The sequence below is a fragment of the Streptomyces sp. NBC_01176 genome (genome assembly GCF_045039825.1).
Classification (GTDB): domain Bacteria; phylum Actinomycetota; class Actinomycetes; order Streptomycetales; family Streptomycetaceae; genus Streptomyces.
Genome location: NZ_CP108600.1, coordinates 1,959,048 through 1,983,707, shown reverse-complemented (window position 1 = coordinate 1,983,707; position 24,660 = coordinate 1,959,048). Strand labels below are relative to the sequence as shown.

Here is a 24,660-nt window from a genome sequence, read left to right as displayed (position 1 = left end):
CCGGGTGACGGGCCGTACCTGGACATCGCCGTGGCACCGGCGCCCACGCGCCCGTGCCCGCCGACCGAGGCCTGACAGCGATCGGCGCGGACCTCTGGCGCGGTCGACCGCGCCATGCCGCCGAGCGGCGGCCGGTCGTCGCGGACGACTCCCTCCCCGCCGCCACCTGCGGGCCAGCCGGTACCGACGTACCGACCGATGTGCCGATGTACCGATGTGTCGATGTATCGACCGGCCGACGTCCCCCCGTACGCGACCACACCGCCGTGCTGCCCGAAAGTTCCCAAGTGCCGTGCCCCGGAGGGCATCTCGTTCGCCCCGGGGTGCACATCTGCTCCAGCGGCGCGATCACCGACCACGCGCGCAGCTCCGACGCCTGGAACCCGGCCGTTGTCCGCGCCCGCGTCGTGTCCTGGCCGCTTTCCCCGACGAAGCACCTCAACGCCACATGGTGGCGCGCACCGCCGGAACGCCGTCGGCTACGTGCCCGTGGAACCGCGGCGTGGCAAGGTGTCGTGAGGTGTGGTGTGCGCCGGGCGACACTCCCGGGAGGCTGCCGCCCGCGAGCGGCCCGAGGTGCCTAAGGATCTCTCGACGGGTAGAGATCGTATCCGGGCCACGGGTTTTGGAGTCGCGGATCAGAATGATGGTGGGATGCCACAGGGCGCGAGCCCTGCGAGCGAGGGCGTCGGCCTGCCGGAGCGCGGTGGCGGTGCTCTCCCGGTCCCCGCTCGGCGCGCCGAACCGGACGCTCGGTCGGCGTATCGCGGCCACTCCACCCCGGACGACGGACCCGGCACGGACGACGGACCCGGCACGCGCGTCGCACACGCGTCCCGGGAGCGAGGTCGGCGATCCCGTGGCGCACGCGGTCCTGCTCCGCGTATCCGACGTGGCCCTGCTCCCCGTATCGCGCGCCGGCCGGTCGGCGATGCCCTCCGGCCGCTCGCCACCCGCGTCGCGTGCCCACGACATCCCGCGCCATACGACCCGGAGTGCCCCAATGATCACACCCCCGCGCGCGGTGCGCGACCGCATCCTCTCCCTGTCGCCCACGGAACTGCCCGCCTACATATACGACTTGGTGGCACTGCGCGCCCACGCCGCTTCCGTCAGAGCCGCGCTGCCGGATCGCGTCGAGCTGTACTACGCGGTCGAGGCCAACGGGGAACCGGAGATCCTGGCCGAACTCGGCCCGTACGTCGACGGTTACAAGGTGTCCTCCGGCATCGAACTGGACCATGTCGCCGAGGCCGCCGTGGACCGCCCGCGGGTCTTCGGAGGCACGGAGAAGACCCCGACGGAGCTGGCGGACGCGCTGGAGCGGGGCGTGACACGCTTCCAGGTCGAGAGCGAGTACGAGCTGTACATGCTGGCCGGGCTGGCCCAGCGGCACGCTCCGGACCGCCGGGTGGCGGTGCTGCTCCGGTTCGACCTCCCGGTTGACGGCCTCCTCGCGGCGGACGGCGGCGGGTCCGCCACCCCCTCCGGCCTCGATCCGGCCCGTGCCGACGTGATCGTCGGCCTGCTCACGGACGGCAGTTATCCGAGCCTCGAACTGCGCGGTGTCCACGCCCACTTGGCCAACGGGGTGCACGCCGAGGAGCATGTGGCGCTGGCCGAGTCCGTCGTCGCCTGGACCCTGGAACTGGCCGCCCGGAACGGCCTTCAGCTCACCGAGGTGGACCTCGGGGGCGGCATGGCGGTGGACTACGACCGCCCCGAGCGCCGCTTCGACTGGCACGCCTACGGCGAGGGCCTCGCCCGACTCGCCGCGGCCCACCCGGAACTGACGCTGCGGATCGAGCCCGGCCGCGCGCTGACCGCGTACTGCGGCTGGTACGCGAGCGAGGTACTGGACGTCGAGCACGGCTCCAGCGAGGACTTCGCCGTCATCCGCGGCGGCGCCGTCCACCTGAGCACCCCGGTGAACGGGCGGCACGACCAGCCCTGGTCCGTTCTCGAAGTGGAGCCGTGGCCGTACTCCTGGCCGCGTCCCGTGGTGCGGAGGGAGCGCGCCACCCTCACCGGCCAGCTGAGCACGCCGAAGGACGTCCTGGTCCGCGACGTCCGGGCGCAGGGACTGCGGGCCGGCGACCGCGTGGTGTTCTCCCTCGCGGGCGCCTACATCTCGTCCGCCCCGCACCCGGCCCCCGCGCGCTATCCGGAACCCGGGTTCCACTTCCTGGACGCGGGCGCCGGCGGCGACCGGTCCCGATGACCGTGCGACCGAACACCAGGAGTTGCCGTCGGGAGCGCGGCGGCGCATCCTCGGACACGCCTGGCAGGATCGTGTGCCGGACCAGGAGAGTGGCATGACCGTCGAACCGACCGACTTCACGACAGACAACCCGCTCGACTTCTCGTACGAGACCCGGCCCGGCCGGGTCGTCTTCCGGCCCGGCGCCGCCGTGTCCGCGACCCCCGGCGAGGTCGCCCGGCTCGGTCTGCACAGGGTGCTGGTGGTCTGCGGCGGCCGGGGCGAGGCCACCGCACGGGCGGTCGCCGACGCGCTGGGCGGCCAGTGCGCGGGGCTGCACGCCGAGGCCCGGATGCACGTACCCGCCGAGGTCGCCGCCCAGGCCGTCGAGGTGGCCCGCGAGATGCGCGCCGACGGTTGTGTGGCGGTCGGGGGCGGCTCCGCGATCGGCCTCGGCAAGGCGATCGCGCTGCGCACCGGGCTGCCGCTGATCGCCGTACCGTCCACCTACTCCGGCTCCGAGATGACCTCGGTGTGGGGCCTGACCGAAGACGGCGCCAAGCGCACCGGACGCGACCTCGTCGTCCAGCCCCGAAGCGTCGTCTACGATCCCGAGCTCACCCTCGGTCTCCCCGTCCCCCTCTCCGTGACCAGCGGCGTCAACGCCCTCGCGCACGCCGTCGAAGCCCTGTACGCGCCCGATGCCTCGCCCCTCGTCTCCCTCATGGCCGGGGAGGGCGTCCGGGCGATGACGGGCGCCCTGCCGGACGTGGCCGCCGACCCCGGCGACCTCGACGCGCGCAGCCGCGCCCTGTACGGCGCGTGGCTGTGCGGCGCCTGCCTCGGCGCGACCACCATGGGCCTGCACCACAAGCTGTGCCACGTCCTCGGCGGCACCTTCGGCCTGCCGCACGCCGAGACGCACACCGTGGTCCTGCCCTACGCCCTCGCCTACAACGCGCCCGCCGCGCCCCGGGCGATCGCCACTCTGTCCCGGGTGCTCGGCACGGACGACGTCCCCCGCGCCCTGCGGGAGTTCGCCGGAGGTCTGGGCGCACCCCGTACCCTCGCCGAACTCGGCCTGGAGGAGGCCGACTTGGCGGTGGCCGCAGCACAGGTCGCCGGCCAGGCATACCCGAACCCGCGCGAGGTCACCGCGCACGGCGTGCTGGGCCTGCTGACAGCGGCGTACGAGGGCTGGGAGCCGCGCGTCGGCTCCTAGCGCCGCGGCGCATCGCCCGCCGTCCACCACGCATCGACCCCGCGCACCCCGCGCACCCCGCGCACCCCGCGCACCCCGCGCACCCCGCGCACCCGACGAACCCCGCGGACCCCGCGGACCCCGCGGACCCCGCGCCGATTCGCCGGCCCCGCGCTCCCACGCGCACGGTCGGTGCGCACCCTGCCTGGGACGAACGCGCGGACCGGGCTATCCTGACGCCGAACCGGACACGGGGTGCCCCGCACGAGGGCTGAGATCACACCCGTCGAACCTGAACCAGTTAGGACTGGCGGAGGGATGTCTCATGTCGTTGCCGTATGCCCGTGGTGAAGTGGCCGTCGGGGGCCCGCAGGGCGTCTTCGACGGGCGGATGCCCGAGGCTCCCGGCGATCTGCGCGTCGAGGCGCGCGGCATCGCCCCGGTGCCGGAGGACCACCGCTACGGCGGCCCCGGCCGCCTGTTCACCGTGTGGTTCGCCCCCAACCTGACGATGACCGGTGTCTTCACCGGCACCGTGGGCGTCGCGCTCGGCCTGGACTTCTCCACCGCGCTGACCGCCGTCGTGCTGGGCACCCTGCTGGGCGCGGTGCCGACGGCGTACCTCGGCACCTGGGGCAGCCAGACCGGCGCCGGACAGCTGCCGCTCGCCCGGCTCGCGTTCGGGCGGGCCGTGCTGGTGCCGGGTGCGCTCCAGTGGCTGTCCTCGATCGCCTGGGACGCCCTGATCGGCCTGTTCGGCGGGGACGCGCTGGCCCAGCTGTGCGGCTGGCCGTTCTGGCTGGGAGTGCTGGTCATGATGGGCGCGCAGGGAGCGCTCGGCGTCCTCGGGTACGAGGTGATCCACCGGCTCCAGACCGTGATGACGTTCGCCCTCGCCGCCGCCTTCGCCGCGCTGACGGTGAAGCTCCTGAACGGCGACCACCCCGCCGCCACCGCCTCCGCGCACGGCGCCGACCGGGCCGGGGCGTTCGTCCTGACCTGCACCATCGCCCTCAGCCTGGCGCTGTCCTGGGCCCCCTACGCCAGCGACTTCAGCCGTTATCTGCCGCGCACGGCATCCCGGCCGCGCATGTTCTGGTGCACGCTCGCCGGTGTCAGTGTGTCCTTCGTGGCCGTCCAGGCGCTCGGCCTGTGGGGCGCCTCCGTCTTCACCGACCAGACCGCCCGCGGCGTCGACACCCTGCTCGGCGGCGGTGTCCTCGGCGCCTTCGGGCTGCTCGCCGTGGCCCTGGCCGCGCTGAGCAGCAACGCCATGAACGACTACAGCGGCTCGCTCGCCCTGCAGACCATGGGCGTACGCCTGCCGCGCCCGGCCGCCGCCGCGCTGGCGGCCGTCCTCGGCTTCCCGCTGGTGCTCTGGATGCACGCCGCCGACACCACGACCCGGTTCCAGAACGTGCTGCTGCTCGTCGGCTACTGGATCCCCGGGTTCGTCGCGATCGTCGCCGTCGACTGGCTCGTCCGGGCCAGGGCGCGCGCCGGCGCACCGATCGACCTGTCCGCCGAGAGCGCCCGCCCGCAGCCGTGGTGGCCCGCGCTGGTGGCGTTCGTCGGCGCCTTCGCCGCGGCGGTGCCGTTCATGAGCACCAGCCTGTACGTCGGTCCGGTCGCCCGCGCCCTGCACGGAGCGGACCTCGCCTACGGGGTGGCGTTCCTCGCGGCCCTCGCGGTGTACGCGCCGCTGCGGCTGCGTCGCTGACCACGGCCGCGGCCGGCCACGGGCCCTGTCGTCCCGCACCCCTCACCCGTCCCGCCTCACCCGCCCGCCTCATCCGTCTCGTCTCTCGTACGGAGCGAACCCGTCATGTCCTCGAACACGCCCGCCGCCCCGCCCCGCGTCCTGACCGTCGCCGGTTCGGACTCGGGTGGCGGCGCCGGCATCCAGGCCGACCTCAAGACCATGCTGGCGCTCGGCGCGCACGGGATGAGCGTGCTGACCGCGGTCACCGCGCAGAACTCCCTCGGTGTGCAGGGAGCCTGGGAACTTCCCGCGGAGGCGGTGCGCGCGCAGTACCGCAGCGTCGTGGACGACATCGGGGTGCAGGCGGTGAAGACCGGCATGCTCGGCTCCGTGCTGCTCGTCGAGACCGTCGCCGAGCTGCTGTCGGACGTCGCCGCGCCCGTGGTGGTGGATCCGGTGAGCGTCTCCAAGCACGGTGACCGGCTGCTGGCCGACGACGCGCTGGACGCCGTACGGGCCGCGCTGCTGCCGGTCGCGACGGTGGTCACGCCGAATCTCGACGAGACCGCAGAGCTCACGGGAATCGAGGTGACGGACGAGCGGGACATGGGCCGCGCCGCGGAACGGCTGCTGTCCTACGGCCCCCGCTGGGTCCTCGTGAAGGGCGGCCATCTGCCCGGCGAGGCCGTCGACCTGCTGACCGACGGCGCCGAACAGCACTGGTTGCGGGCCCCGCGCCACGACAACCGCCACACCCACGGCACCGGCTGCACCCTGGCCTCGGCCGTCGCGGTGGAGCTGGCGCGGGGGCGGGCGGTGCCGGAGGCGGTGCGGCGGGCCAAGGAGTACGTCACGGGCGCGATCGCGGCGGGCTTCCCGCTCGGTTCCGGACTCGGACCGGTCGACCACGGCTGGCGGATGCGCGCGGGGCGCTGAACGTTCCTCGGGGGCCCTGGTCCGTGTTCCTAGCAGGTTCCCACGGTGCGCAGTGTCGCCAGGACCAGCGCCTGGGCGACGGCGACCGTCTCCGCGAGGGACACGTGCTCGTCGGGGCCGTGGGCCAGACGTACGTCCCCGGGGCCGTACTGGAGTGTCGGTATGCCCGCCCCGGCATAGAGACGCAGGTCGCTCCCGTAGGGGGCGCCGCGTTCCCGGGCCCCGGGCGCGCCGGTGACGTCGGCGTGCGCGGTGCCGACCGTCTCGCGCAGGGGATGGCCGGCCGGGAGCCGCCCGCTGGTGAACTGGCCGCCGGGCCACGAGACGACCGCGGGATGCCCGCGCAGCCACGGATCGGCCGCGCACGCCTCCGCCACACAGCGTTCGAACGCGGCGCGCGCGGCGTCCGGGTCCTCGCCGAGCCGCAGCCCGAGCCGGCCGTCGGCGACGAGCAGCCCCGGCACGCTGCTGGCCCAGTCGCCGGCCTGGAGCATCCCGACGGAGACGGTGTACGGGAAGGGGTACTCGGCCATCAGGGGATCGGGCGTCTCGCTGCGGGCGACCTCCAGCCGGGCCAGTGCGGCGGCGATCGGCGCGTAGGCGTCGATGGCGCTCACCCCGGCGTCCCGGGTGCTCGCGTGCGTGGACCGGCCCGGCACGGTGACACGGAAGGTCAGGGCGCCGGCGTTCGCGGTGACGAGCGTGCCGCCGGTCGGCTCGCTGATGACGCAGGCGTCGCCGGTGTGGCCACGGTGCAGGGTGCCGAAGGCGCCTATCCCGCCGTCCTCCTCGCCGACCACGAAGTGGCCCGCCACGCTGCCGCGCAGCCGTACCCCGGAGGCCCGGATCGCGGCGAGCGCGGCGACGTTGGCGACGACACCGGCCTTCATGTCACAGGCGCCCCGGCCGTGCACGACGTCGCCGCGGACGCTCGGCACGAAGGGGGCGCCCGCCCACTGCGCGAGGTCACCGGGCGGCACGACGTCCACATGGCCCTGGAGGATCATGGTCGGACCGTCCTCGGTGCCGGGCAGTGTCGCGACGAGCCCCCACGCCTCGTCGCGCGGTACCTCCATGCCGGGGAAGCCGGGCTCGGCGCGCAGAGCGGGCAGATCCATCGACCACAGGTCGATGTCCAGGCCGGACCGGCCGAGGTCCCGCGCCAGACGGTGCTGCAGCTCGGACTCGGCCGCGCTTCCCGTCACGCTCGGCACGGCCAGGGTGTCGAGCAGCATCGTGGCGACGGCCGCTTCGTCGACGGCCTCCAGGGCTGCGGACTCCTCGGCACTGAGCACTGCGCGCATGCCACACGCTCCTTCCGCGGTGGACGACGAGGGGGCGTGAGGATGCTACGAACAGTTCCGGTACGCAAACAATCGCCGTTTGTTTCCGTCTAGGATCGATTTATTGTGAAGACTGGGCCTGCGTGGTGATTTCTTGCGCGGAGGAAGGGGCGAGCGACGTGGCCATGGACTCCATCGACGAGGACATCGTGCGGTGCGTGCTGCGCGACGCGCGCAGCACGTACGCGGAGATCGGCCGTGCCGCCGGGCTCTCGGCGCCGGCGGCGAAGCGGCGCCTGGACCGGCTCGTGGCCGACGGCACGATCCGCGGCTTCACCGCGCTCGTCGACACCCAGGCGCTGGGCTGGCGGACCGAGGCCTTCGCCGAGGTGTACTGCAAGGGCAATCCGACCCCCGCAGAACTGCGACGTGAGCTGGAGGCCGTGCCGGAGGTGGTCGAGGCCTACACGGTCTCCGGGGCCGCCGACGCGATGGTGCACCTGATGGCCCTGGACATTCCGCATCTGGAACGGGCCATCCAGCAGGTGCGCGAGGCCAGGGTCATCGAGCGGACGGAGAGCGTGATCGTGCTGTCCGGGCTGATCAACCGGCCGCGGGTCTGACCGCCGGCGACCCGCCCGGCCGCCTCCGGCAGGCAGTTCCCACGGGCACGGTCGCGCCGGAAATCGAACACGTGATTGAATTCGGCCATGGCGAACCCACACTCCTCCGGCGGCCCGACGACGGCGCGCGGTGAACGAGCACGACATCGGGCCGGGATGCAGGCCGGGACCGGAGAGGCGAGGCTGGATTCATGTCCGAACCGCTGCCTGTGATCGTGTCCCCGCCGGCGCCGACAGGTGGCCGCCGGGTCCGTGTGCACGGAGAGAGCCTCGGGTTGGCCTACAACCTGGGCGACCTGGCCGAGTTCCTGCGGCGTGCGGGGCTCGATGTCGATCCGCTGACCATCGCGGTGTCCCCGCTCATCGACTGGCGGGGGATCGGCCCGGAGTACTGGGGGCCGGAGACCGGGAGATGAGGGCGCCCGGACGGTCGCGTCTGCTTCCGTGGGCGGGGCGGTGACCGGTGCCTGTGGCCGGGGCGTGACCGGTGCTCCCGGTCGGGCGGGTGTGTGACGTCGCGTCGACCGGTCCTAGGTTCGCGTGTGTGACGCCACGTCAATTGGTCCGGGGCTCACGTGAGTTGAGGGAGCCGCGACCGCCTCGAGGGCGGCGGCGTGGCGCACATCACCCCTGAGGGGTGCGGAAAGGTGAAGCAGGTCTTCACGACTCCATGGCATGCTCACATCTAGTTACTCACCGGTAATTCCTTGCCGCCCCCACCCCCCTCAGGACTGATCTTGCGTATCCGCAAGCGGCCCTTGCGTGCCGTCATGCCCGCGCTCGCCGCATCCGCCCTCCTCCTCGCCGTCGGCTGCTCCGCAGACCCCGGCCCGCGCTCCTCCGCCGCCCCCGAACGGGTCCCGGACGCCCCTTCGACCGCCGCGCCCGCGGACACCGGCCGGCCGCTCGCCGTCGCCGCCGCGCCCGCGGCCACCTCGACCGCCGTCGCGCGGCCCGGTACGGCCGGCGGCAGGGCCCACAGGTCCGCGCTGACGGTGACGTCGTACGACAGCCGTACCCGACGTGCCGTCATATCCCCTGCCCACAAAGGGGATCCGTCCGCGTCGCCGACCCCCGGAGGGACGCCGGCGCCGGGCCGTACCGCCGTCGGCGACGTCATCGCCAGCGCCCCCGCGCCCGGCGCCCCCGACGGACTGCTCGCCAAGGTCACCAAGGTGATCGACGAGAAGCCCGACGGCACCGAGGTCCAGACCGCGCCGACGACCCTCGACGCGCTGCTCGGCGACGGTGAGGCGAAGGGCACCGTCCCCGTCGACCCCGCCTCCTTCGACGTCGAGCGACTGCTTCCCGACGTCAAGGTGTCCTGGGCGCGGGCCGGAGACGTGCACGCGGGACCCGAGGGCGCGAAGGTCCCGCTCGGCAGCCTTCGGGTCGACGTCGCCACCCGGGTCGCCACGGCCGAGGGCGCGCCGGCCTCCGCGACGGCGGCCGTGTCCGGCTTCGTCCAGGTCAGGCCGGAGGTCGACTTCTCCTACGGCGGCCGGTCCACCGCGGCCGGCCCGGCGACCGCCCACCTCGGTGTCTCCGGCGACTGGACCTCGCGGTGGGCGTTCAAGGGGCGCGCCGCCGCCTCCGCCCAGCCCGTCCGACTGCCGTTCGCGAAGCTGCACGCCGACCCCGTCCTCCAGGTCGGCCCGATCCCCGTCGTCGTGAACCTCGATCTGACCTGCTACTTCCAGATCAGCGGCGACGGCAGGGTCACCGTCGACGTCGAGCAGGACCTCAAGGGCGACTTCGACGCCGGCGGCACCTACGACTCGGCCAGGGGGTGGACCCCGGTCAACGAGTCGCACATGGCGAGCACCCCGGTGCACGCCCTGGTCACGACCGCCGGAGGGGTGAAAGCCGCCCTCGGCGCGCAGGCCACCGTCGGCCTGTACGGAGCCGTGGGCGTCACCGCCGACCTGGCGCCCTATCTGCGCGGTGAGGCCGCGGGCACCGTCGACGTCACCGCCCCGGCCGGCTCCGGCACGAAGGCCGACGTCGAGGCGACCGGTACCTGGGGCGTCTACGGCGGTCTCGATCTGAGCGGGACCCTGCGGATCCAGCTGTCCGTCTTCGGCACCCCGGTCCTCCAGCGGGGCATCCCGCTGGGCACGCTGCACCGCGAGTGGAGGCTGGCCGGCAGCACGGTGTAGCCGCTGTTCCCCTGGTCCGCGCGCCGGCCGTCGCGCCGCGGCCACCCCGGACGCCCCGCGCCGCCGACCGTCGCGTGTGCGGGCCCGCCCCCGCGCGTGCGGTAGGGTTTACCTGCACGATCACGCGGGATCACCGCGGGTGAACAGCATCGGGACGTGGCGCAGCTTGGTAGCGCACTTGACTGGGGGTCAAGGGGTCGCAGGTTCAAATCCTGTCGTCCCGACGGTGCGAAGGGTCTTCACGGGCAATGGTCCGTGAGGGCCCTTCTTCGTGCACGCCGGCCCTTCTTCGGCTACGCGGGTCCTTTCTTGGGGCAGGCGGGCCCCCTCGGGGCGTCGGACCGAGCGGGCCTGACGCACGTCCGCATCGCTGGGTAGGCTGCCGGGCATGCGGATCGCCGTCTCCTCGGACATGGACGAACCCGTGGCCCGTTCCCTCGTCGCGGAACTGCGCGACCGGGGCCACGAGGTCACGACGCACGGCGCGCTGCACCCCGGCCGGGACCCGCGGTGGGCGGTGTGCTCGGAGGCGGCGGCCCGCGAGGTGGCCGAGGGGAGCGCGGAGCAGGCGGTCGTGTGCTGCTGGACCGGCACGGGCGCGTCGATCGCCGCGAACAAGGTGGCGGGAGTCCGGGCGGCCCTGTGCACGGACGCGTACACGGCGGACGGCGCACGCCGTTGGAACGACGCGAACGTGCTGGCACTGAGCCTGCGGCTGACGTCCGAACCGCTGCTCAAGGAGATCCTCGACGCCTGGTTCGCCGCCGAGGCCGGCGAGGACGCCGACGACCGGGAGAACGTGGCGCACATCGGACGTCTCGACCACCTCGGCAGAACGGATCCCTGACCCACCCGGACTCGTCAGCGCCGGTCCAGCAGCGCCACGAGCACGTCCCGCAGCGTCGCGCCGGGATCAGCGGACGGGCCCTCGGACCGCCAGGCGACGAACCCGTCGGGGCGGACCAGCACCGCTCCGCCCGCGGTGACACCGTGCACCCGCGCCCAGTCCGTGCCGTCCTCCGGGGACAGCTCGGCGCCGGGTCCGCCGCCGATCCGGTACGAGTCGAGCGGCACCGACAGCCGCGCCGCGACGTCCTTCGCCGCGGCGTGCCACCCGGCGGTGCCGTCCGCCGAACTCAGGAGCACCAGGGACCGCTCGTACAGGTCGAGCGTGGAGATCCGGTCGCCGGAACGCTCCAGCCACATGTGAGGTGCCCGGCTGCCCGGCTCGCCCGTCAACCGCATGCCGTCCGGCACGATCGGCAGCGTGGGATCGGCGCCCAGGACCGCACCGCGCGCGTAGCGGTAGCTCAGCGCCACGTTGAGGATGCCGCCGCCCTTCCCGCCGGGACCGCCGGGACCCCCGGGGCCGCCGGTTCCGGGGGCCGGGGTGTATCCGGGGTGGCTGTGCTCGACCGAACGCGACGAGGCGCGCGCGCTCGTCGCCTCCGCGACCGGACGGCGCTCCGCGTCGTAGGACTCCAGCAGCCCGCGGCCGGCCCAGCCGCCCAGGACCGCGGCCAGCTTCCAGGCGAGGTTGTGCGCGTCCTGGATACCGGTGTTGGAGCCGAACGCCCCGGTGGGGGACATCTCGTGGGCCGAGTCGCCGGCGAGGAACACCCGGCCGTCCACGTACCGCTCGGCGACCCGCTCGGCCGCGTGCCAGGCGGCCCGGCCGGTGATCTCCACATCGAGATTCCCCACACCCGTGGCCCGCCGGATGTGCTCCGCGCACCGCTCGTCGGTGAACTCCTCCAGCGTCTCCCCGTGTTCGGGGTGCCAGGGGGCGTGGAACACCCAGTGCTCCTTGTTGTCGACCGGCAGCAGCGCCCCGTCGGCCTCCGGGCCGGTCAGGTAGCAGACGATGAAGCGCCGGTCGCCGACCGCGTCCGCGAGACGCCGGGAGGTGAAGGTGACGCTCACGTTGTGGAACAGGTCGCCCGGGCCGTTCTGCCCGATGCCGAGCCGCTCGCGGACGGGGCTGCGCGGACCGTCCGCGGCGACGAGGTAGTCCGCCCTGACGGTGCTGTGCTCACCCGTTCCACGGTTCATGAGCCGGGCGGTCACCCCCTCGGTGTCCTGCTCGAACGAGATCAGCTCCGTGCCGTAGCGAAGATCTCCGCCCAGTTCCCGAGCGCACTCCAGCAGCACCGGCTCCAGGTCGTTCTGGCTGCACAGACACCACTTGCTGGGACTGAAGCGCGCCAAGCCGCCGCCGGGGTCGATGCTCTTGAACAGCCACTCGCCCGCGTCGCCCACCAGGGTCGGCGCCTGAAGGATGCCGTGGTTCTCCGCCAGCACGGACGCGGCCTGCTCGATGCGCCGCTGCGCTCCGGCCACCCGGAACAACTCCATCGTGCGGACGTTGTTGCCACGGCCGCGCGGATGGATCGACGTGCCCGAGTGACGCTCGACGAGCAGGTGCGGAACGCCGAGGCGCCCCAGGAACAGCGAGGTGGACAGGCCGACCAGAGAGCCGCCGACGACCAGGACCGGCGTGTGGTGACCGACCTCGCCGGCCTCTTTCCATCGGTTCATCGATTGCCTCCAGCGCCACCCGCGAGGTGTGAGTCAGGAACGGGACTCAGGTTCCATGCCCTTCGGGGGCCCGCTCGCGCGCCGGGGGCACCCGGATGACACGCAGTTCACTCGTCCGCCCCGTGGGGCTCGCGCGTATCGGACGTCCCGTCAACGATCGGCTCATGGCGACCCCGGCCTTTCGGCCACGGCGGTCGTTCCTGACCTTCCGTGAAGAATGAAGAGAGGTGTGCCGGATGACCAGCTCGGGACGTATCTCGCAGTCGGCGTTCGACGGCTCCAAGCTGCGGGTGATCCTGCTGCTCGATCTGTACGAAGGAGCCCAGCAGCAGTTCCTCGACGCTTACGAACACATGTGCAACCAGGTCGCGTCCGTCCCCGGTCACATCAGCGACCAGCTCTGCCAGTCGATCGAGAACCCCTCGCAGTGGCTCATCACCAGTGAGTGGGAGAGCGCCCCGCCCTTCCTCGCCTGGGTGAACAGCGAGGAGCACGTCGAGACGGTCAGGCCGATGCACAGCTGCGTCAAGGACACCCGCTCGATGCGGTACAGCATCCTGCGGGAGACCCACCGCAACGAGCAGCAGGCGGCGCCGAAGGCGGGCAAGGCGGCCAAGGCCGCCAAGCAGGTGCAGGCCCGCGTGGGGGACGGGGTGGCCCGCCACGCCCTCACCTTCACCGTCAAGCCGGGCTCCGAGTCGAAGGTCGCGGAGATCCTGGCCGGGTACCAGGCGCCCCAGGCCCAGGTGGACGACACCACGCGCCTGCGCCGCACCTCGCTCTTCATGCACGGCAACCGCGTCGTGCGCGCGGTGGAAGTGGAGGGCGATCTCCTCGTGGCACTGCGCCACGTGGCGCGCCAGCCCGAGGTGAGGGCGGTCGAGGAGGCCATCAACCCGTACCTGGAGCAGAACCGCGACCTGGGCAACGAGGACTCGGCACGCGTCTTCTTCACCCGCGCGGCCCTGCCGGCCGTGCACCACGTGGTGGCGGACCGGCCGGAACCCGCGGGCCTTCGCCGGCACGCGCTGTACTACCCGGCCAAGCGCGGCCAGGGGATGGAGCTCGCCCGGCTGCTCGCCCATCAGGACGAGGCCGCGGCGGCCGACCCGAAGGGGGCGGTCTACGGGAGCACGGTCTTCCAGCGCGACGACATCGTGGTGCGCCTCATCGACATCACGGGCGAACTGGACGCCGACCCCGTCGCGTCGCTCGGCCTCAAGGGCGCCGGCAAGGCCGGGGAACTGGAGCGGCTCCTCGACGGTCCCGCGATCGGCGTCGAGGGCTCCCTGGAGACGGACCGCAACGTCAACCGTCTCCTGTCGCACGCCGACATGATGCCCGTCACCGACCGCACCTCGGCGCACTCCTGACGGACGGCCGCGGTCCCCAGGCCCGCGGCCGCCCCCTCGCACGCCACTTCCACAGTCGGAGGTATCAAGAATGATCCAGAAGCATCCACGCATCGTGGACCTGAGCGAGACGGAACCCAACCGCAGGCGCGGAGGCGACATCCGGGCCCTGCTCACCCCCGCCACGGCGGGCTCCACCAGCGGGTTCATGGGCCTGGCCATCATCCAGCCCGGCGAGCGCATCGGCGAGCACTACCACCCGTACTCCGAGGAGTTCGTGTACGTCGTCACCGGCGCGCTCGAGGTGGACCTGGACGGCGAGGCGCACGCGCTCCGGCCGGACCAGGGACTGCTGATCCCCATCAACATGCGCCACCGCTTCCGCAACGTCGGTGACACCGAGGCCCGCATGGTCTTCCACCTGGGCCCGCTCGCCCCCCGTCCGAGCCTCGGTCACGTCGACACGGAGGTGACCGACGGCCACGGGCCCACCCCCGAGTTCGTCGCCGCCGGGACGGACCTGTCCGCGCCTGACCACGGACGGCCGTCCGAGCGAAGTGGGGCCATAAAGTGACCCGGCGGGTGGCCGTCACCGGTATCGGTGTGGTCGCTCCGGGCGGCACCGGAGCGACGGCGTTCTGGGACCTCCTCGCCAACGGCCGTACCGCGACCCGCGGCATCACGCTGTTCGATCCGGTGGGTCTGCGCTCGCGCATAGCCGCCGAATGCGACTTCGACCCCCTCGCACACGGTCTCGACCCGGAGCTGAGCCGGCACGCGGACCGGTACATCCAGTTCGCCGCGGTCGCGGCCAACGAGGCCGTACGCGACTCGGGACTCGACACCGGCAGGGAGGACCCCTGGCGGGTCGGTGTATCGCTCGGCAGCGCCGTCGGCGGCACCACCCGCCTGGAACACGACTACGTCAAGGTCAGTGAGGGCGGCCGACGGTGGGACGTGGACCACCGCGCCGCCGACCCGCAACTGCACCTGGCGTTCTCACCCAGCACGCTCGCCTCGGTGGTCGCCGAGCAGTTCGGCGCGCAGGGTCCGGTGCAGACCGTCTCCACGGGCTGCACCTCCGGGCTCGACGCGGTCGGCTACGCCTTCCACACGATCGAGGAGGGCCGGGCGGACGTCTGCATCGCCGGGGCGTCCGACTCTCCCATATCCCCGATCACCATGGCCTGCTTCGACGCCATCAAGGCGACGTCGCCCGACAACGACGACCCGGAGCACGCCTCCCGGCCCTTCGACGCCCATCGCAACGGCTTCGTCATGGGCGAGGGCGCGGCGGTACTCGTCCTGGAGGAGTACGAGCACGCCCGGGCCCGCGGTGCGCACATCTACTGCGAGATCGGCGGCTACGCCACCTACGGCAACGCCTACCACATGACCGGTCTGACCAGCGAGGGCCGCGAGATGGCCCGGGCGATCGACACCACGCTCGACCAGGCGCGACTCGATCCGACACTGATCGACTACGTCAACGCGCACGGCTCGGGCACCCGGCAGAACGACCGCCACGAGACCGCCGCGGTCAAGCGGTCACTGGGCGCCCACGCGTACAAGACCCCCATGAGCTCCATCAAATCCATGGTGGGGCACTCGCTGGGCGCGATCGGGGCGATCGAGGTCGTCGCCTGCGTCCTCGCCCTGAAGCACCAGGTCGTGCCGCCTACCGCGAACTACGAAACTCCCGACCCCGAGTGCGACCTGGACTACGTTCCGCGCACCGCACGCCCCCGGAAGCTGAACAACGTGCTCTCCGTGGGCAGCGGATTCGGCGGTTTCCAGTCCGCGGTGCTCCTGACCGGGCCGGGTGGGAGGAAACCATGACCAGTCAGCGCACTCAGCGCCCCCGGCACGCGGCCATCACCGGCATCGGTGTGATCGCGCCCAACGGACAGCGAGCCGACGCCTACTGGAAGTCCATCAGTGAGGGGCTCGGCGTCCTGGACCGGATCACCCGCGAGGGATGCGAGCACCTGCCGCTCCGCGTCGCGGGCGAGGTCCGTTCCTTCGACGCCGCATCCCTCATCGAGGAGCGTTTCCTCGTCCAGACCGACCGCTTCAGTCACTTCGCCATGGCCGCGACCGTCCTCGCCCTGGACGACGCCGGCCTCGGCCACGGGGACCCCGCGGAGCCGTACAACATCGGCGTGGTCACCGCGGCCGGCTCCGGAGGCGGAGAGTTCGGACAGCGGGAACTCCAGAAACTGTGGGGCCAGGGATCCCGGTACGTCGGCCCGTACCAGTCCATCGCCTGGTTCTACGCCGCCAGCACCGGCCAGATCTCCATCCGGGGCGGCTTCAAGGGGCCGTGCGGAGTGGTCGCCAGCGACGAGGCGGGCGGCCTGGACTCCATCGCGCACGCCGCCCGCGGGGTACGGCGCGGTACTGGTGCCGTCCTCGCCGGGTCCGCGGAGGCTCCCCTCGCTCCGTACTCGATGGTCTGCCAGCTCGGCTACCCCGAGATCAGCACCGTCGAGGACCCCGATCGCGCCTACCGGCCCTTTACCGAGGGAGCCTGCGGGTTCGCACCCGCGGAGGGCGGCGCGATGCTCGTCGTGGAGGACGCGGCCCGCGCCCGCGACCGCGGTGCCGCGATCCGGGCCACCGTGGCCGGGCACGGCGCCACCTTCACCGGGGCCTCCCGCTGGGAGCAGTCCCGGGAGGGACTCGCCCAGGCCATCCGGATCGCCCTCGACGAGGCGGGCTGCGCCCCGCAGGAGATCGACGTCGTGTTCGCCGACGCCCTGGGCGTACCGGAGGCGGACCGCGCCGAAGCCCTGGCCATCGCCGACGCCCTGGGGGCGCACGGCACCCGGGTGCCCGTCACGGCGCCCAAGACCGGGATCGGGCGGGCCTACTGCGCGGCACCCGTGCTGGACACCGCGGCCGCGGTGCTCGCCATGGAGAACGGCCTGGTGCCCCCCACCCCCAACGTGTTCGACATCTGCCACGACCTCGACCTGGTGATGTCCAGTGCTCGCCCCGCCGAGCTGAACACGGCCCTGGTCCTCAGCAGGGGACTCATGGGATCCAACGCGGCGCTGGTCGTGCGCCGCGGCGGCGACTCCGCCCGATAGGACCGGGCGGGAAGGAGAACACAGATGATCATCGAAGTGACCGTCGACGAACTCGCCAAGCTGATGAAGAAGGCCGCCGGAGTCACCGTCGACCCCCAGCAGCTGCACCACGCGTCGGACTCCCCGTTCGGCACCCTCGGCCTCGACTCGCTGGGCCTGCTCGGCATCGTCGGCGAGCTGGAGAACCGGTACAGCAAGCCGCTGCCCCCCGACGCGGAGCGCTGCAAGACGCCCCGCGAGTTCCTCGACCTCGTCAACAGCACCCTCAAGACTGGAGCCTGAAGTGGCAGGACACACCGAGAACAGCATCACCATCGACGCCCCTCTCGATCTGGTCTGGGACATGACCAACGACATCGAGAACTGGCCGCAGCTGTTCAGCGAGTACGCGTCCCTGGAGGTGCTCTCCCGTGACGGCGACACGACGAGCTTCCGCCTGACCATGCACCCGGACGAGAACGGCAAGGTCTGGAGCTGGGTCTCGGAGCGGACCGTGGACCGCGCCGCGCGGACCGTACGGGCCCGCCGCGTCGAGACCGGCCCCTTCGCCCACATGGACATCCGGTGGGAGTACAAGGAGACCCCGGGCGGCACCCACATGCACTGGGTGCAGGACTTCGCGATGAAGCCCGAGGCTCCGGTCGACGACGCCTGGATGACGGACAACATCAACCGCAACTCCCGCGTCCAGATGGCCCTGATCCGGGACCGCATCGAGCAGGCCGCCCGCGACCGCCGCAACGCGCCCGCCGTACCGGGCTGATCACCGACCCAGGAAGGACCCCCGATGCATCACGCCCTGATCGTCGCCCGGATGGCGCCCGACTCGGCGCCCGCGATCGCCGACGTGTTCGCCGCCTCCGACCGCGGTGAACTGCCGCACCTGATCGGTGTCAACCGGCGCAGCCTCTTCCAGTTCGGTGATGTGTACATGCACCTCATCGAGTCCGACAAGGACCCCGCGCCCGCCATCGCGAAGGTGGTCGGGCACCCGGAGTTCCGCAGCGTCAGCGAGGAACTGTCGGCGTACGTCAGCGCGTACGACCCGCAGACGTGGCGCAGCCCCAAGGACGCCATGGCGCGCTGCTTCTACCGCTGGGAGCGCGCCGCCGCCTCCTGACCGGGCGCCGGGACACAACCCGAGGCCGCCGGCTCCGCGAACGCGGATCCGGCGGCCTCGGGTTTGCGGGGCCGGCCTCTGCGGGGCCGGCCCGGGGCGTCGCGGCGGCTCAGGCCGGGACGGTGCACTCGAACGCGTGGAGATACGCGTTGACCGGACGGACCTCTCCGATGACCAGGCCCGCGGCCGTCAGCCGGTCGACCATGCTCTGCCGGGTGTGCTTCGCGCCGCCTACGTTGAGGAGCAGCAGCAGGTCCATGGAGGTCGTGAACTTCATCGACGGGGTGTCGTCCACGAGGTTCTCGATGACGACGACACGGGCACCGGGCCGCGCCGCCTTCCGGACGTTCGCCAGCGCCCGGCGGGTGCTGTCGTCGTCCCACTCCAGGATGTTCTTGATGATGTACACGTCCGCCTGTACCGGGATGTCCTCGCGGCAGTCACCGGCCACGACGCGCACCCGGTCGGCCAGCGAACCGCCGTCGCGCAGGCGCGCGTCGGCGTTCTCCACCACGCCCGGCAGGTCGAGCAGGGTGCCGTGCATCCCGGGGTGCTTCTCCAGCAGGCTGGCCACGACCTGCCCCTGACCGCCTCCGATGTCGGCGACCGAGGACACCCCGTCGAGGTCGAGCAGGTTCGCGACATCGCGCGCGGACTGCTCGCTCGACGTCGTCATCGCCCGGTTGAAGACGTACGCGGACTCGGGCGCCTCCTCGTTGAGGTACTCGAAGAACTCCCTCTCGTACACGTCCTCGAAGACGTTGCGGCCGGAGCGCACCGCCTCGTCGAGCTTGGGCCAGACGTTCCACGTCCAGGGCTCGGTGCACCACAGGGCGATGTACCGCAGGCTGTGCGGGTCGTCCTCGCGCAGCAGCCGGGACATCTCCGTGTGGGCGAACGTGCCGTCCGGTTGCTCCACGAAGACGCCCTGGCAGGACAGGGCGCGCAGCAGCCGGCGCAGTGTCCGCGGCTGGGTCTTGACCGCCGCCGCCAGGTCCTCGACGCTCATCGGCGTGTCTTCCAGGGCGTCGGCCACGCCCAGGCGGGCGGCGGCGCGTACGGCGGCGGCGCACGCCGCTCCGAAGACGAGCTCCCGCAGCCGCATGGGCGGCGGGGGGGCCTGTTCGGCGGTCGTCCGGTGCGGAGCCTGCTCGGCAGTTGTCATCTGGTGCCTCGCTTCTTCTGTCGTGCCTCGAATGGGGGGTGGGGGTGGGGGAGCGATGGGGCCGTCAGCACCGGCCCGCGGGCTGGGAGACCCGGCAGATGTTGCGGAGGAACACGTTGTCCTTGCCGGCGGTGTCCCGGTCGGCCAGGTCGGCCGGGCCGTTGCGCAGCACCACGTTGTCGCGGATCACGTCGCCCCGGTTGGCGGCGCCGACGAAGCTCTTGAACAGCACGATGCCGCCCGACAGGGGCGAGGTGCCCACGTTGTCGACGACCCTGTTCCTCGTCACCAGGGAGTCCTCGGTGCCGGTGAGGACGATGCCCGAGCCCTGCAGCGCGGGCAGCCGGGGGGTCTTGGGACAGGACCTGTTGTTGGCGTGGATGTTGTTCCGGCGCACGGACAGCGCTCCGGCGTGCGGCTTGTTCTCGTCGCCCACGACGAACACGCCGGTGCAGTTGCCGGTCGCCTCGTTGTCGACGACGGTGAGGTTGCGCAGCCGGCGCACCGTGACGCCGATCCGGTTGCCGACCAGGCGGTTGTGACTGATCACCGTCCCCCGGGTGTCCCGGGCGCCCTCCTCGGTGGTGACCGTGTTGGCGACGAACAGGCCGGCGTCGCCGTTGCCCCTGGCGGTGTTGTACCGGAACACCCCGCGGACGGACCTCTCCTGGGCGATGCCCCACTGGCCGTTGTCCTCGGCGGTCACCCCGCGGACGGTCAGCCGGTCGGTTCCCGACGCCCACAGGCCCTGCTTGGCGAAGCCCCTGAGGGTCAGTGCGCGCACGGTGACCCCCGTGAGGGGACTGCTGTCCGTACCGGTGACGCAGATGCCGTTGCCGGCCTTGGCGCAGGCGTCGACGGCGGAGGCCGGGCCCGGCTCGATGACGGTGCGGCGGGCACCGAAGCCTCGCACCGTCAGGTTCGGCACGGCGACGCGGACGCTCTCGTGATAGGTGCCCGGGAGGATGAGGACGGTGTCCCCGGGGCGTGCGGTGTCCACGGCCTGCTGGATGGACTCGCCGGGTCTCACCCGGTGCACGGCGCGGTGGTCGGCCGACGGGGCGGCACCCAGCCCCGACGCCATGACGGCCGCGGTGCAGGCGAGGTAGGCCATCTGTCGTTTGGTCATGGGCCGAAGCTATGAGCGGGGGTTCCGGCACGCCACCGCTGATCACCCAGGTGGGCAGCCCTTGTCGCCCTTGGGTGTGCGCCGGTGTGTCGGTCGGCCGCGCGGGCGCTCTGAGGGGGTATCAGGACGGCCGGGGGCCGCGTTGGGCACGCACGGTCCGGCACGCTGCCCGACCCGGGATCACCGGACCGGTGGAACGCGGCCGCCCCGGCCGGAGGTTCCGGCCGGGGCGGCGCAGTCGTGGCCCGTCAGGGGCTCGACGGTGTGTCAGGCGAGGGTCGCGAGCGACTCGTTCCAGGTGGCGGACGGACGCATGACCTTCGCGGCCTTGGCGGGGTCCGGCTGGTAGTAGCCGCCGATGTCGGCGGGCTTGCCCTGGACGGCGAGCAGTTCGTCGACGATCGTCCGCTCCTGCGCGGTGAGCGTCTCGGCGAGCGGGGCGAACGCCTTGGCGAGGTCCGCGTCGTCGGTCTGCGCGGCCAGCTCCTGCGCCCAGTAGAGGCCCAGGTAGAAGTGGCTGCCGCGGTTGTCGATGCCGCCGACGCGACGGGTCGGCGACTTGTCCTCGTTGAGGAAGGTCGCCGTCGCGCGGTCGAGGGTGTCGGCGAGGACCTGGGCGCGGGCGTTGCCCGTGGTGGTCGCGAGGTGCTCGAAGCTGGCCGCGAGCGCGAAGAACTCGCCCAGGCTGTCCCAGCGCAGGTAGTCCTCCTTGACCAGCTGCTGGACGTGCTTCGGGGCGGAGCCGCCGGCGCCCGTCTCGAAGAGGCCGCCGCCCGCCATCAGCGGGACGACCGACAGCATCTTGGCGCTGGTGCCCAGCTCCAGGATGGGGAAGAGGTCGGTGAGGTAGTCGCGCAGCACATTGCCGGTGACCGAGATGGTGTTCTCGCCGCGGCGGATGCGCTCCACGGACAGCTCGGTCGCCTCGACGGGGGACAGGATGCGGATGTCCAGGCCCTCGGTGTCGTGCTCCGGCAGGTACCGCTTGACCTTCTCGATGAGCACGGCGTCGTGCGCGCGGGTCTCGTCCAGCCAGAACACGGCCGGGTCGCCGGTGGCGCGGGCGCGGGTGACGGCCAGCTTCACCCAGTCCTTGATCGGGGCGTCCTTGGTCTGGCAGGCGCGGAAGATGTCGCCGGCGGAGACCGTCTGCTCCAGGACGACGTTGCCGGCCTGGTCGACGAGGCGGACCGTACCGGTGGTCGGCACCTCGAAGGTCTTGTCGTGGCTGCCGTACTCCTCGGCCTTCTGCGCCATCAGACCGACGTTCGGCACCGAGCCCATGGTGGAGGGGTCGAAGGCGCCGTTGGCGCGGCAGTCGTCGATGACGACCTGGTAGACGCCGGAGTAGCTGCTGTCCGGCAGGACCGCGAGCGTGTCGGCCTCCTGGCCGTCCGGGCCCCACATGTGGCCGGAGGTGCGGATCATGGCCGGCATCGAGGCGTCGACGATGACGTCGGACGGCACGTGCAGGTTGGTGATGCCCTTGTCGGAGTCGACCATCGCGAGCTCCGGTCCTTCGGCGAGCTCGGCGTCGAAGGAGGCCTTGATCTCGGCGCCCTCGGGCAGGGCCTCCAGGCCCTTGTAGATGCCGCCGAGACCGTCGTTCGGGGTCAGACCGGCGGAGGCGAGCGCCTCGCCGTAGCGCGCGAACGTCTTCGGGAAGAAGGCGCGCACCACGTGACCGAAGACGATCGGGTCGGAGACCTTCATCATCGTGGCCTTGAGGTGCACCGAGAAGAGCACGCCCTCGGCCTTGGCACGGGCGATCTGCTCGGTGAGGAACTCACGCAGGGGCGCGACGTGCATGACGGACGCGTCCACGACCTCGCCCGCGAGGACGGGTACGGACTCGCGCAGCACCGTGGTGGAGCCGTCGTCGCCGACCAGCTCGATCTTCAGCGCGCCGGCCTCGGTGATCACCGCGGACTTCTCGGTGGAACGGAAGTCGTCGACGCCCATGGTGGCGACGTTCGTCTTCGAGTCGGACGTCCACTTGCCCATGCGGTGCGGGTGCGTCTTGGCGTAGTTCTTGACCGAGGCGGGGGCGCGGCGGTCGGAGTTGCCCTCGCGCAGCACCGGGTTCACGGCGCTGCCCTTGACCTTGTCGTAACGGGCGCGGATGTCGCGCTCCTCGTCCGACTTCGGGTCGTCCGGGTAGGCCGGCAGCGCGTAGCCCTGCGCCTGCAGCTCGGCGACGGCGGCCTTGAGCTGCGGGATGGAGGCCGAGATGTTCGGCAGCTTGATGATGTTGGCCCCGGGCGTCTTCGCCAGGTCACCGAGCTCGGCGAGGGCGTCGGGGATGCGCTGGCCCTCCTCCAGGAACTCGGGGAAGAGCGCGAGGATGCGCCCCGCCAGCGAGATGTCACGGGTCTCCACAGTGACACCCGCCTGCGAGGCGTACGCCTGGACCACCGGCAGGAACGAATACGTCGCCAGGGCCGGGGCCTCGTCAGTGTGCGTGTAGATGATGGTCGAGTCAGTCACCGGGTGCTCCGCTCCACGTCTGCAACATTGCTCGACATCAAGATATCTCGTGAGCGACCCCGGCTCGACAGGGGTCGGCGTCCGACCGTGCGCGACCGCGGATGATCAGGTCGGTCCCCTCGCGTGATCACGACGTCCCTGGGGCCCGCGGGCGAAGGGCACCCGGCACCCGGGCCCCGTCGTCCCTACGGGCCCCGGGCCACCCCGGCTCCACGGGTGTTCCGGGGCTACGGGCCGGGGCAGCGTCGGGTGGTCGAGGGCCCCGGCCCGGTGAGCGGGTGTGCTGGGCCCTTGGCCCGACGAGCGGGTGTGCATGGCCCCTGGCCCGACGAGCGGGTGTCCAGTGCCCCTGGCCCGACGAGCGGGCGTCCAGTGCCCCTGGCCCCACGAGACCGGGGGCACTCCGGCTCGGCGGACACCCCGGTCGCACCGTCCGGGGTACGGAGCCCCTCGGACCCCGGAGGCGAGTGGACGGGCTCCGATGCCTCCGGAGGCGACGCCTCGCGCGTCAGAACCGGGCCGGTCCGTCCGCCCGGCTCCGGTCCTGCGGCGGCGCGTCCCGCTGGTGCGGAATGCCCGACTCCAGGAGCTCCGCACCGCCCGTCCGCAGCGCGACCGTGCGGGCGGGCGACGGGATGCGGATGCCCTCGTCGCGGTAGCGCTTGTGCAGGCGCTTGATGAACTCGTGCTTGATCCGGTACTGGTCGCTGAACTCGCCCACGCCGAGGATCACGGTCAGGCCGATGCGGGAGTCCCCGAAGGTGTGGAAGCGGACGGCGGGCTCGTGGTCCGGGACGGCGCCCGTGATCCCGGTCATCACCTCGGTGACGACCTCGTTGGTGACGCGCTCGACGTGGTCCAGGTCGCTGTCGTAGCCGACGCCGACCTGCACGGTCAGCGTCATCTGCTGCTCGGGCCGGGTGAAGTTGGTCATGTTGGTGCCCGACAGCTGGGCGTTGGGGATGATGACCAGGTTGTTGGAGAGCTGACGGACCGTCGTGTTGCGCCAGTTGATGTCGACGACGTAGCCCTCCTCGCCGCTGCTGAGCCGGATGTAGTCGCCCGGCTGGATCGTCTTCGAGGCGAGGATGTGCACGCCCGCGAAGAGGTTCGCGAGGGTGTCCTGGAGCGCCAGGGCTACGGCGAGACCGCCCACGCCCAGGGCCGTGAGCAGGGGCGCTATCGAGATGCCCAGGGTCTGCAGGACGACCAGGAAACCGATCGCCAGCACCACGACCCGGGTGATGTTGACGAAGATGGTGGCCGATCCGGCGACGCCCGAGCGGGACTGGGTCACCGACCGGACCAGGCCGGCGATGAGCCGGGCCGCGGTGATCGTCGTGACCAGGATGAGCAGCACGGTCAGCGAGCGGTTGACCGTGCGTCCGACCGGCGCGGCCAGCGGCAGCACCGCGGCCGCCGACGCGACCCCGCCGGCGATCGCCGCCCACGGCACCAGGGTGCGCAACGCGTCCACGATGACGTCGTCGCCGCTCCAGCGGGTGCGCTGGGCGTGCTTGCCCAGCCATCGCATCAGCATCCGCAGCAGGAACGCCGCCAGCAGTCCCGCGACCACGGCTATGCCGGCGATCATCAGGTCGTCCAGGGTGACCGGACGCTTCATCGACGACCTCCTCGGAGACCGCGACCGGGGTGAGGGCCCAAGGGCCGTA

General features: G+C 72.3%; 21 protein-coding genes, 1 tRNA gene and 1 riboswitch. Of the genes, 16 read left to right on the top strand and 6 right to left on the bottom strand.

Translation table 11 applies throughout. The annotated features are described in order from the left end of the window. The first annotated feature begins 1,003 nt into the window (after window positions 1-1,003). From OG199_RS08315 to thiD, 4 genes are all read left to right on the top strand, one after another. Entirely contained in the window at window positions 1,004-2,221 is a 1,218-nt protein-coding gene (locus tag OG199_RS08315) for a type III PLP-dependent enzyme (protein ID WP_405828840.1), read from the top strand. A 94-nt stretch (window positions 2,222-2,315) separates the two neighbouring features. Next, window positions 2,316-3,422 (top strand): maleylacetate reductase, encoded by a 1,107-nt coding sequence (locus tag OG199_RS08310; RefSeq protein WP_356800161.1) that lies wholly within the window; start codon window positions 2,316-2,318, stop codon window positions 3,420-3,422. Window positions 3,423-3,642: 220 nt separating this feature from the next. Next, window positions 3,643-3,737: riboswitch (TPP riboswitch) on the top strand. After that, window positions 3,727-5,121: a purine-cytosine permease family protein gene (locus tag OG199_RS08305; protein ID WP_405828838.1), complete on the top strand. Its 1,395-nt coding sequence runs from the start codon at window positions 3,727-3,729 to the stop codon at window positions 5,119-5,121. Its footprint overlaps the riboswitch before it by 11 nt. Window positions 5,122-5,226: 105 nt before the next feature. Continuing rightward, complete coding sequence (thiD, locus tag OG199_RS08300) at window positions 5,227-6,039, top strand: bifunctional hydroxymethylpyrimidine kinase/phosphomethylpyrimidine kinase (protein ID WP_405828836.1); 813 nt, start codon at window positions 5,227-5,229, stop codon at window positions 6,037-6,039. Between the two features lie 29 nt (window positions 6,040-6,068). Here the strand turns inward: thiD and OG199_RS08295 are convergent, their stop codons facing one another. After that, window positions 6,069-7,343: an ArgE/DapE family deacylase gene (locus OG199_RS08295; protein ID WP_401805259.1), complete on the bottom strand. Its 1,275-nt coding sequence runs from the start codon at window positions 7,341-7,343 to the stop codon at window positions 6,069-6,071. 122 nt (window positions 7,344-7,465) lie between these two features. On the opposite strand from OG199_RS08295, the gene OG199_RS08290 reads away from it, so the two are divergent. The 5 genes from OG199_RS08290 to OG199_RS08270 all read left to right on the top strand — a co-directional run bounded on the left by OG199_RS08290 (window position 7,466) and on the right by OG199_RS08270 (window position 10,951). Then, window positions 7,466-7,945, top strand: coding sequence for an Lrp/AsnC family transcriptional regulator (locus OG199_RS08290; protein ID WP_405828833.1), 480 nt, complete (start codon window positions 7,466-7,468; stop codon window positions 7,943-7,945). Window positions 7,946-8,136: 191 nt separating this feature from the next. After that, on the top strand, window positions 8,137-8,361 hold the full coding sequence (locus tag OG199_RS08285) for a hypothetical protein (protein WP_356800165.1): 225 nt from the start codon (window positions 8,137-8,139) through the stop codon (window positions 8,359-8,361). 321 nt (window positions 8,362-8,682) lie between these two features. Beyond that, window positions 8,683-10,104, top strand: a complete 1,422-nt coding sequence (locus OG199_RS08280) for a hypothetical protein (RefSeq protein WP_405828831.1) — start codon at window positions 8,683-8,685, stop codon at window positions 10,102-10,104. 150 nt (window positions 10,105-10,254) lie between these two features. Then, window positions 10,255-10,328, top strand: a tRNA-Pro gene (locus OG199_RS08275). Between the two features lie 164 nt (window positions 10,329-10,492). Further along, window positions 10,493-10,951, top strand: coding sequence for an RpiB/LacA/LacB family sugar-phosphate isomerase (locus tag OG199_RS08270; RefSeq protein WP_356800166.1), 459 nt, complete (start codon window positions 10,493-10,495; stop codon window positions 10,949-10,951). Between the two features lie 14 nt (window positions 10,952-10,965). Here OG199_RS08270 and OG199_RS08265 read toward each other — a convergent pair whose 3' ends face one another. Beyond that, the gene (locus OG199_RS08265) at window positions 10,966-12,642 is read right to left on the bottom strand and encodes an FAD-dependent oxidoreductase (protein ID WP_405828829.1); all 1,677 of its coding nucleotides are present in this window, start codon (window positions 12,640-12,642) and stop codon (window positions 10,966-10,968) included. Window positions 12,643-12,878: 236 nt separating this feature from the next. On the opposite strand from OG199_RS08265, the gene OG199_RS08260 reads away from it, so the two are divergent. The 7 genes from OG199_RS08260 to OG199_RS08230 all read left to right on the top strand — a co-directional run bounded on the left by OG199_RS08260 (window position 12,879) and on the right by OG199_RS08230 (window position 18,206). Further along, window positions 12,879-14,015: a SchA/CurD-like domain-containing protein gene (locus OG199_RS08260; protein ID WP_356800168.1), complete on the top strand. Its 1,137-nt coding sequence runs from the start codon at window positions 12,879-12,881 to the stop codon at window positions 14,013-14,015. 70 nt (window positions 14,016-14,085) lie between these two features. Beyond that, window positions 14,086-14,568 carry a cupin domain-containing protein gene (locus OG199_RS08255; protein WP_356800169.1) on the top strand — a complete coding sequence of 161 codons (483 nt, stop codon included), beginning with the start codon at window positions 14,086-14,088 and terminating at the stop codon, window positions 14,566-14,568. Further along, window positions 14,565-15,833 carry a beta-ketoacyl-[acyl-carrier-protein] synthase family protein gene (locus OG199_RS08250; RefSeq protein WP_356800170.1) on the top strand — a complete coding sequence of 423 codons (1,269 nt, stop codon included), beginning with the start codon at window positions 14,565-14,567 and terminating at the stop codon, window positions 15,831-15,833. The genes OG199_RS08255 and OG199_RS08250 overlap by 4 nt, the downstream gene beginning before the upstream one ends. After that, window positions 15,830-17,086 (top strand): ketosynthase chain-length factor, encoded by a 1,257-nt coding sequence (locus OG199_RS08245; RefSeq protein WP_356800171.1) that lies wholly within the window; start codon window positions 15,830-15,832, stop codon window positions 17,084-17,086. The genes OG199_RS08250 and OG199_RS08245 overlap by 4 nt, the downstream gene beginning before the upstream one ends. 24 nt (window positions 17,087-17,110) lie before the next feature. Continuing rightward, a complete protein-coding gene (locus OG199_RS08240; protein WP_153287538.1) occupies window positions 17,111-17,368 on the top strand; it encodes a phosphopantetheine-binding protein in 258 nt (85 codons plus the stop codon). Window position 17,369: 1 nt separating this feature from the next. Continuing rightward, window positions 17,370-17,849, top strand: coding sequence for an SRPBCC family protein (locus tag OG199_RS08235; protein ID WP_266704461.1), 480 nt, complete (start codon window positions 17,370-17,372; stop codon window positions 17,847-17,849). 24 nt (window positions 17,850-17,873) lie between these two features. Then, window positions 17,874-18,206, top strand: a complete 333-nt coding sequence (locus OG199_RS08230; protein WP_153287536.1) for a TcmI family type II polyketide cyclase — start codon at window positions 17,874-17,876, stop codon at window positions 18,204-18,206. A 109-nt stretch (window positions 18,207-18,315) separates the two neighbouring features. Here OG199_RS08230 and OG199_RS08225 read toward each other — a convergent pair whose 3' ends face one another. From OG199_RS08225 to OG199_RS08210, 4 genes are all read right to left on the bottom strand, one after another. Next, entirely contained in the window at window positions 18,316-19,371 is a 1,056-nt protein-coding gene (locus tag OG199_RS08225) for a methyltransferase (protein ID WP_356800172.1), read from the bottom strand. Window positions 19,372-19,435: 64 nt separating this feature from the next. Continuing rightward, on the bottom strand, window positions 19,436-20,500 hold the full coding sequence (locus OG199_RS08220; RefSeq protein ID WP_405828825.1) for a nitrous oxide reductase family maturation protein NosD: 1,065 nt from the start codon (window positions 20,498-20,500) through the stop codon (window positions 19,436-19,438). 267 nt (window positions 20,501-20,767) lie between these two features. Next, window positions 20,768-22,987, bottom strand: a complete 2,220-nt coding sequence (locus tag OG199_RS08215) for an NADP-dependent isocitrate dehydrogenase (RefSeq protein ID WP_356800174.1) — start codon at window positions 22,985-22,987, stop codon at window positions 20,768-20,770. 508 nt (window positions 22,988-23,495) lie between these two features. Next, a complete protein-coding gene (locus tag OG199_RS08210; protein ID WP_356800175.1) occupies window positions 23,496-24,611 on the bottom strand; it encodes a mechanosensitive ion channel family protein in 1,116 nt (371 codons plus the stop codon). Window positions 24,612-24,660 lie beyond the last annotated feature (49 nt).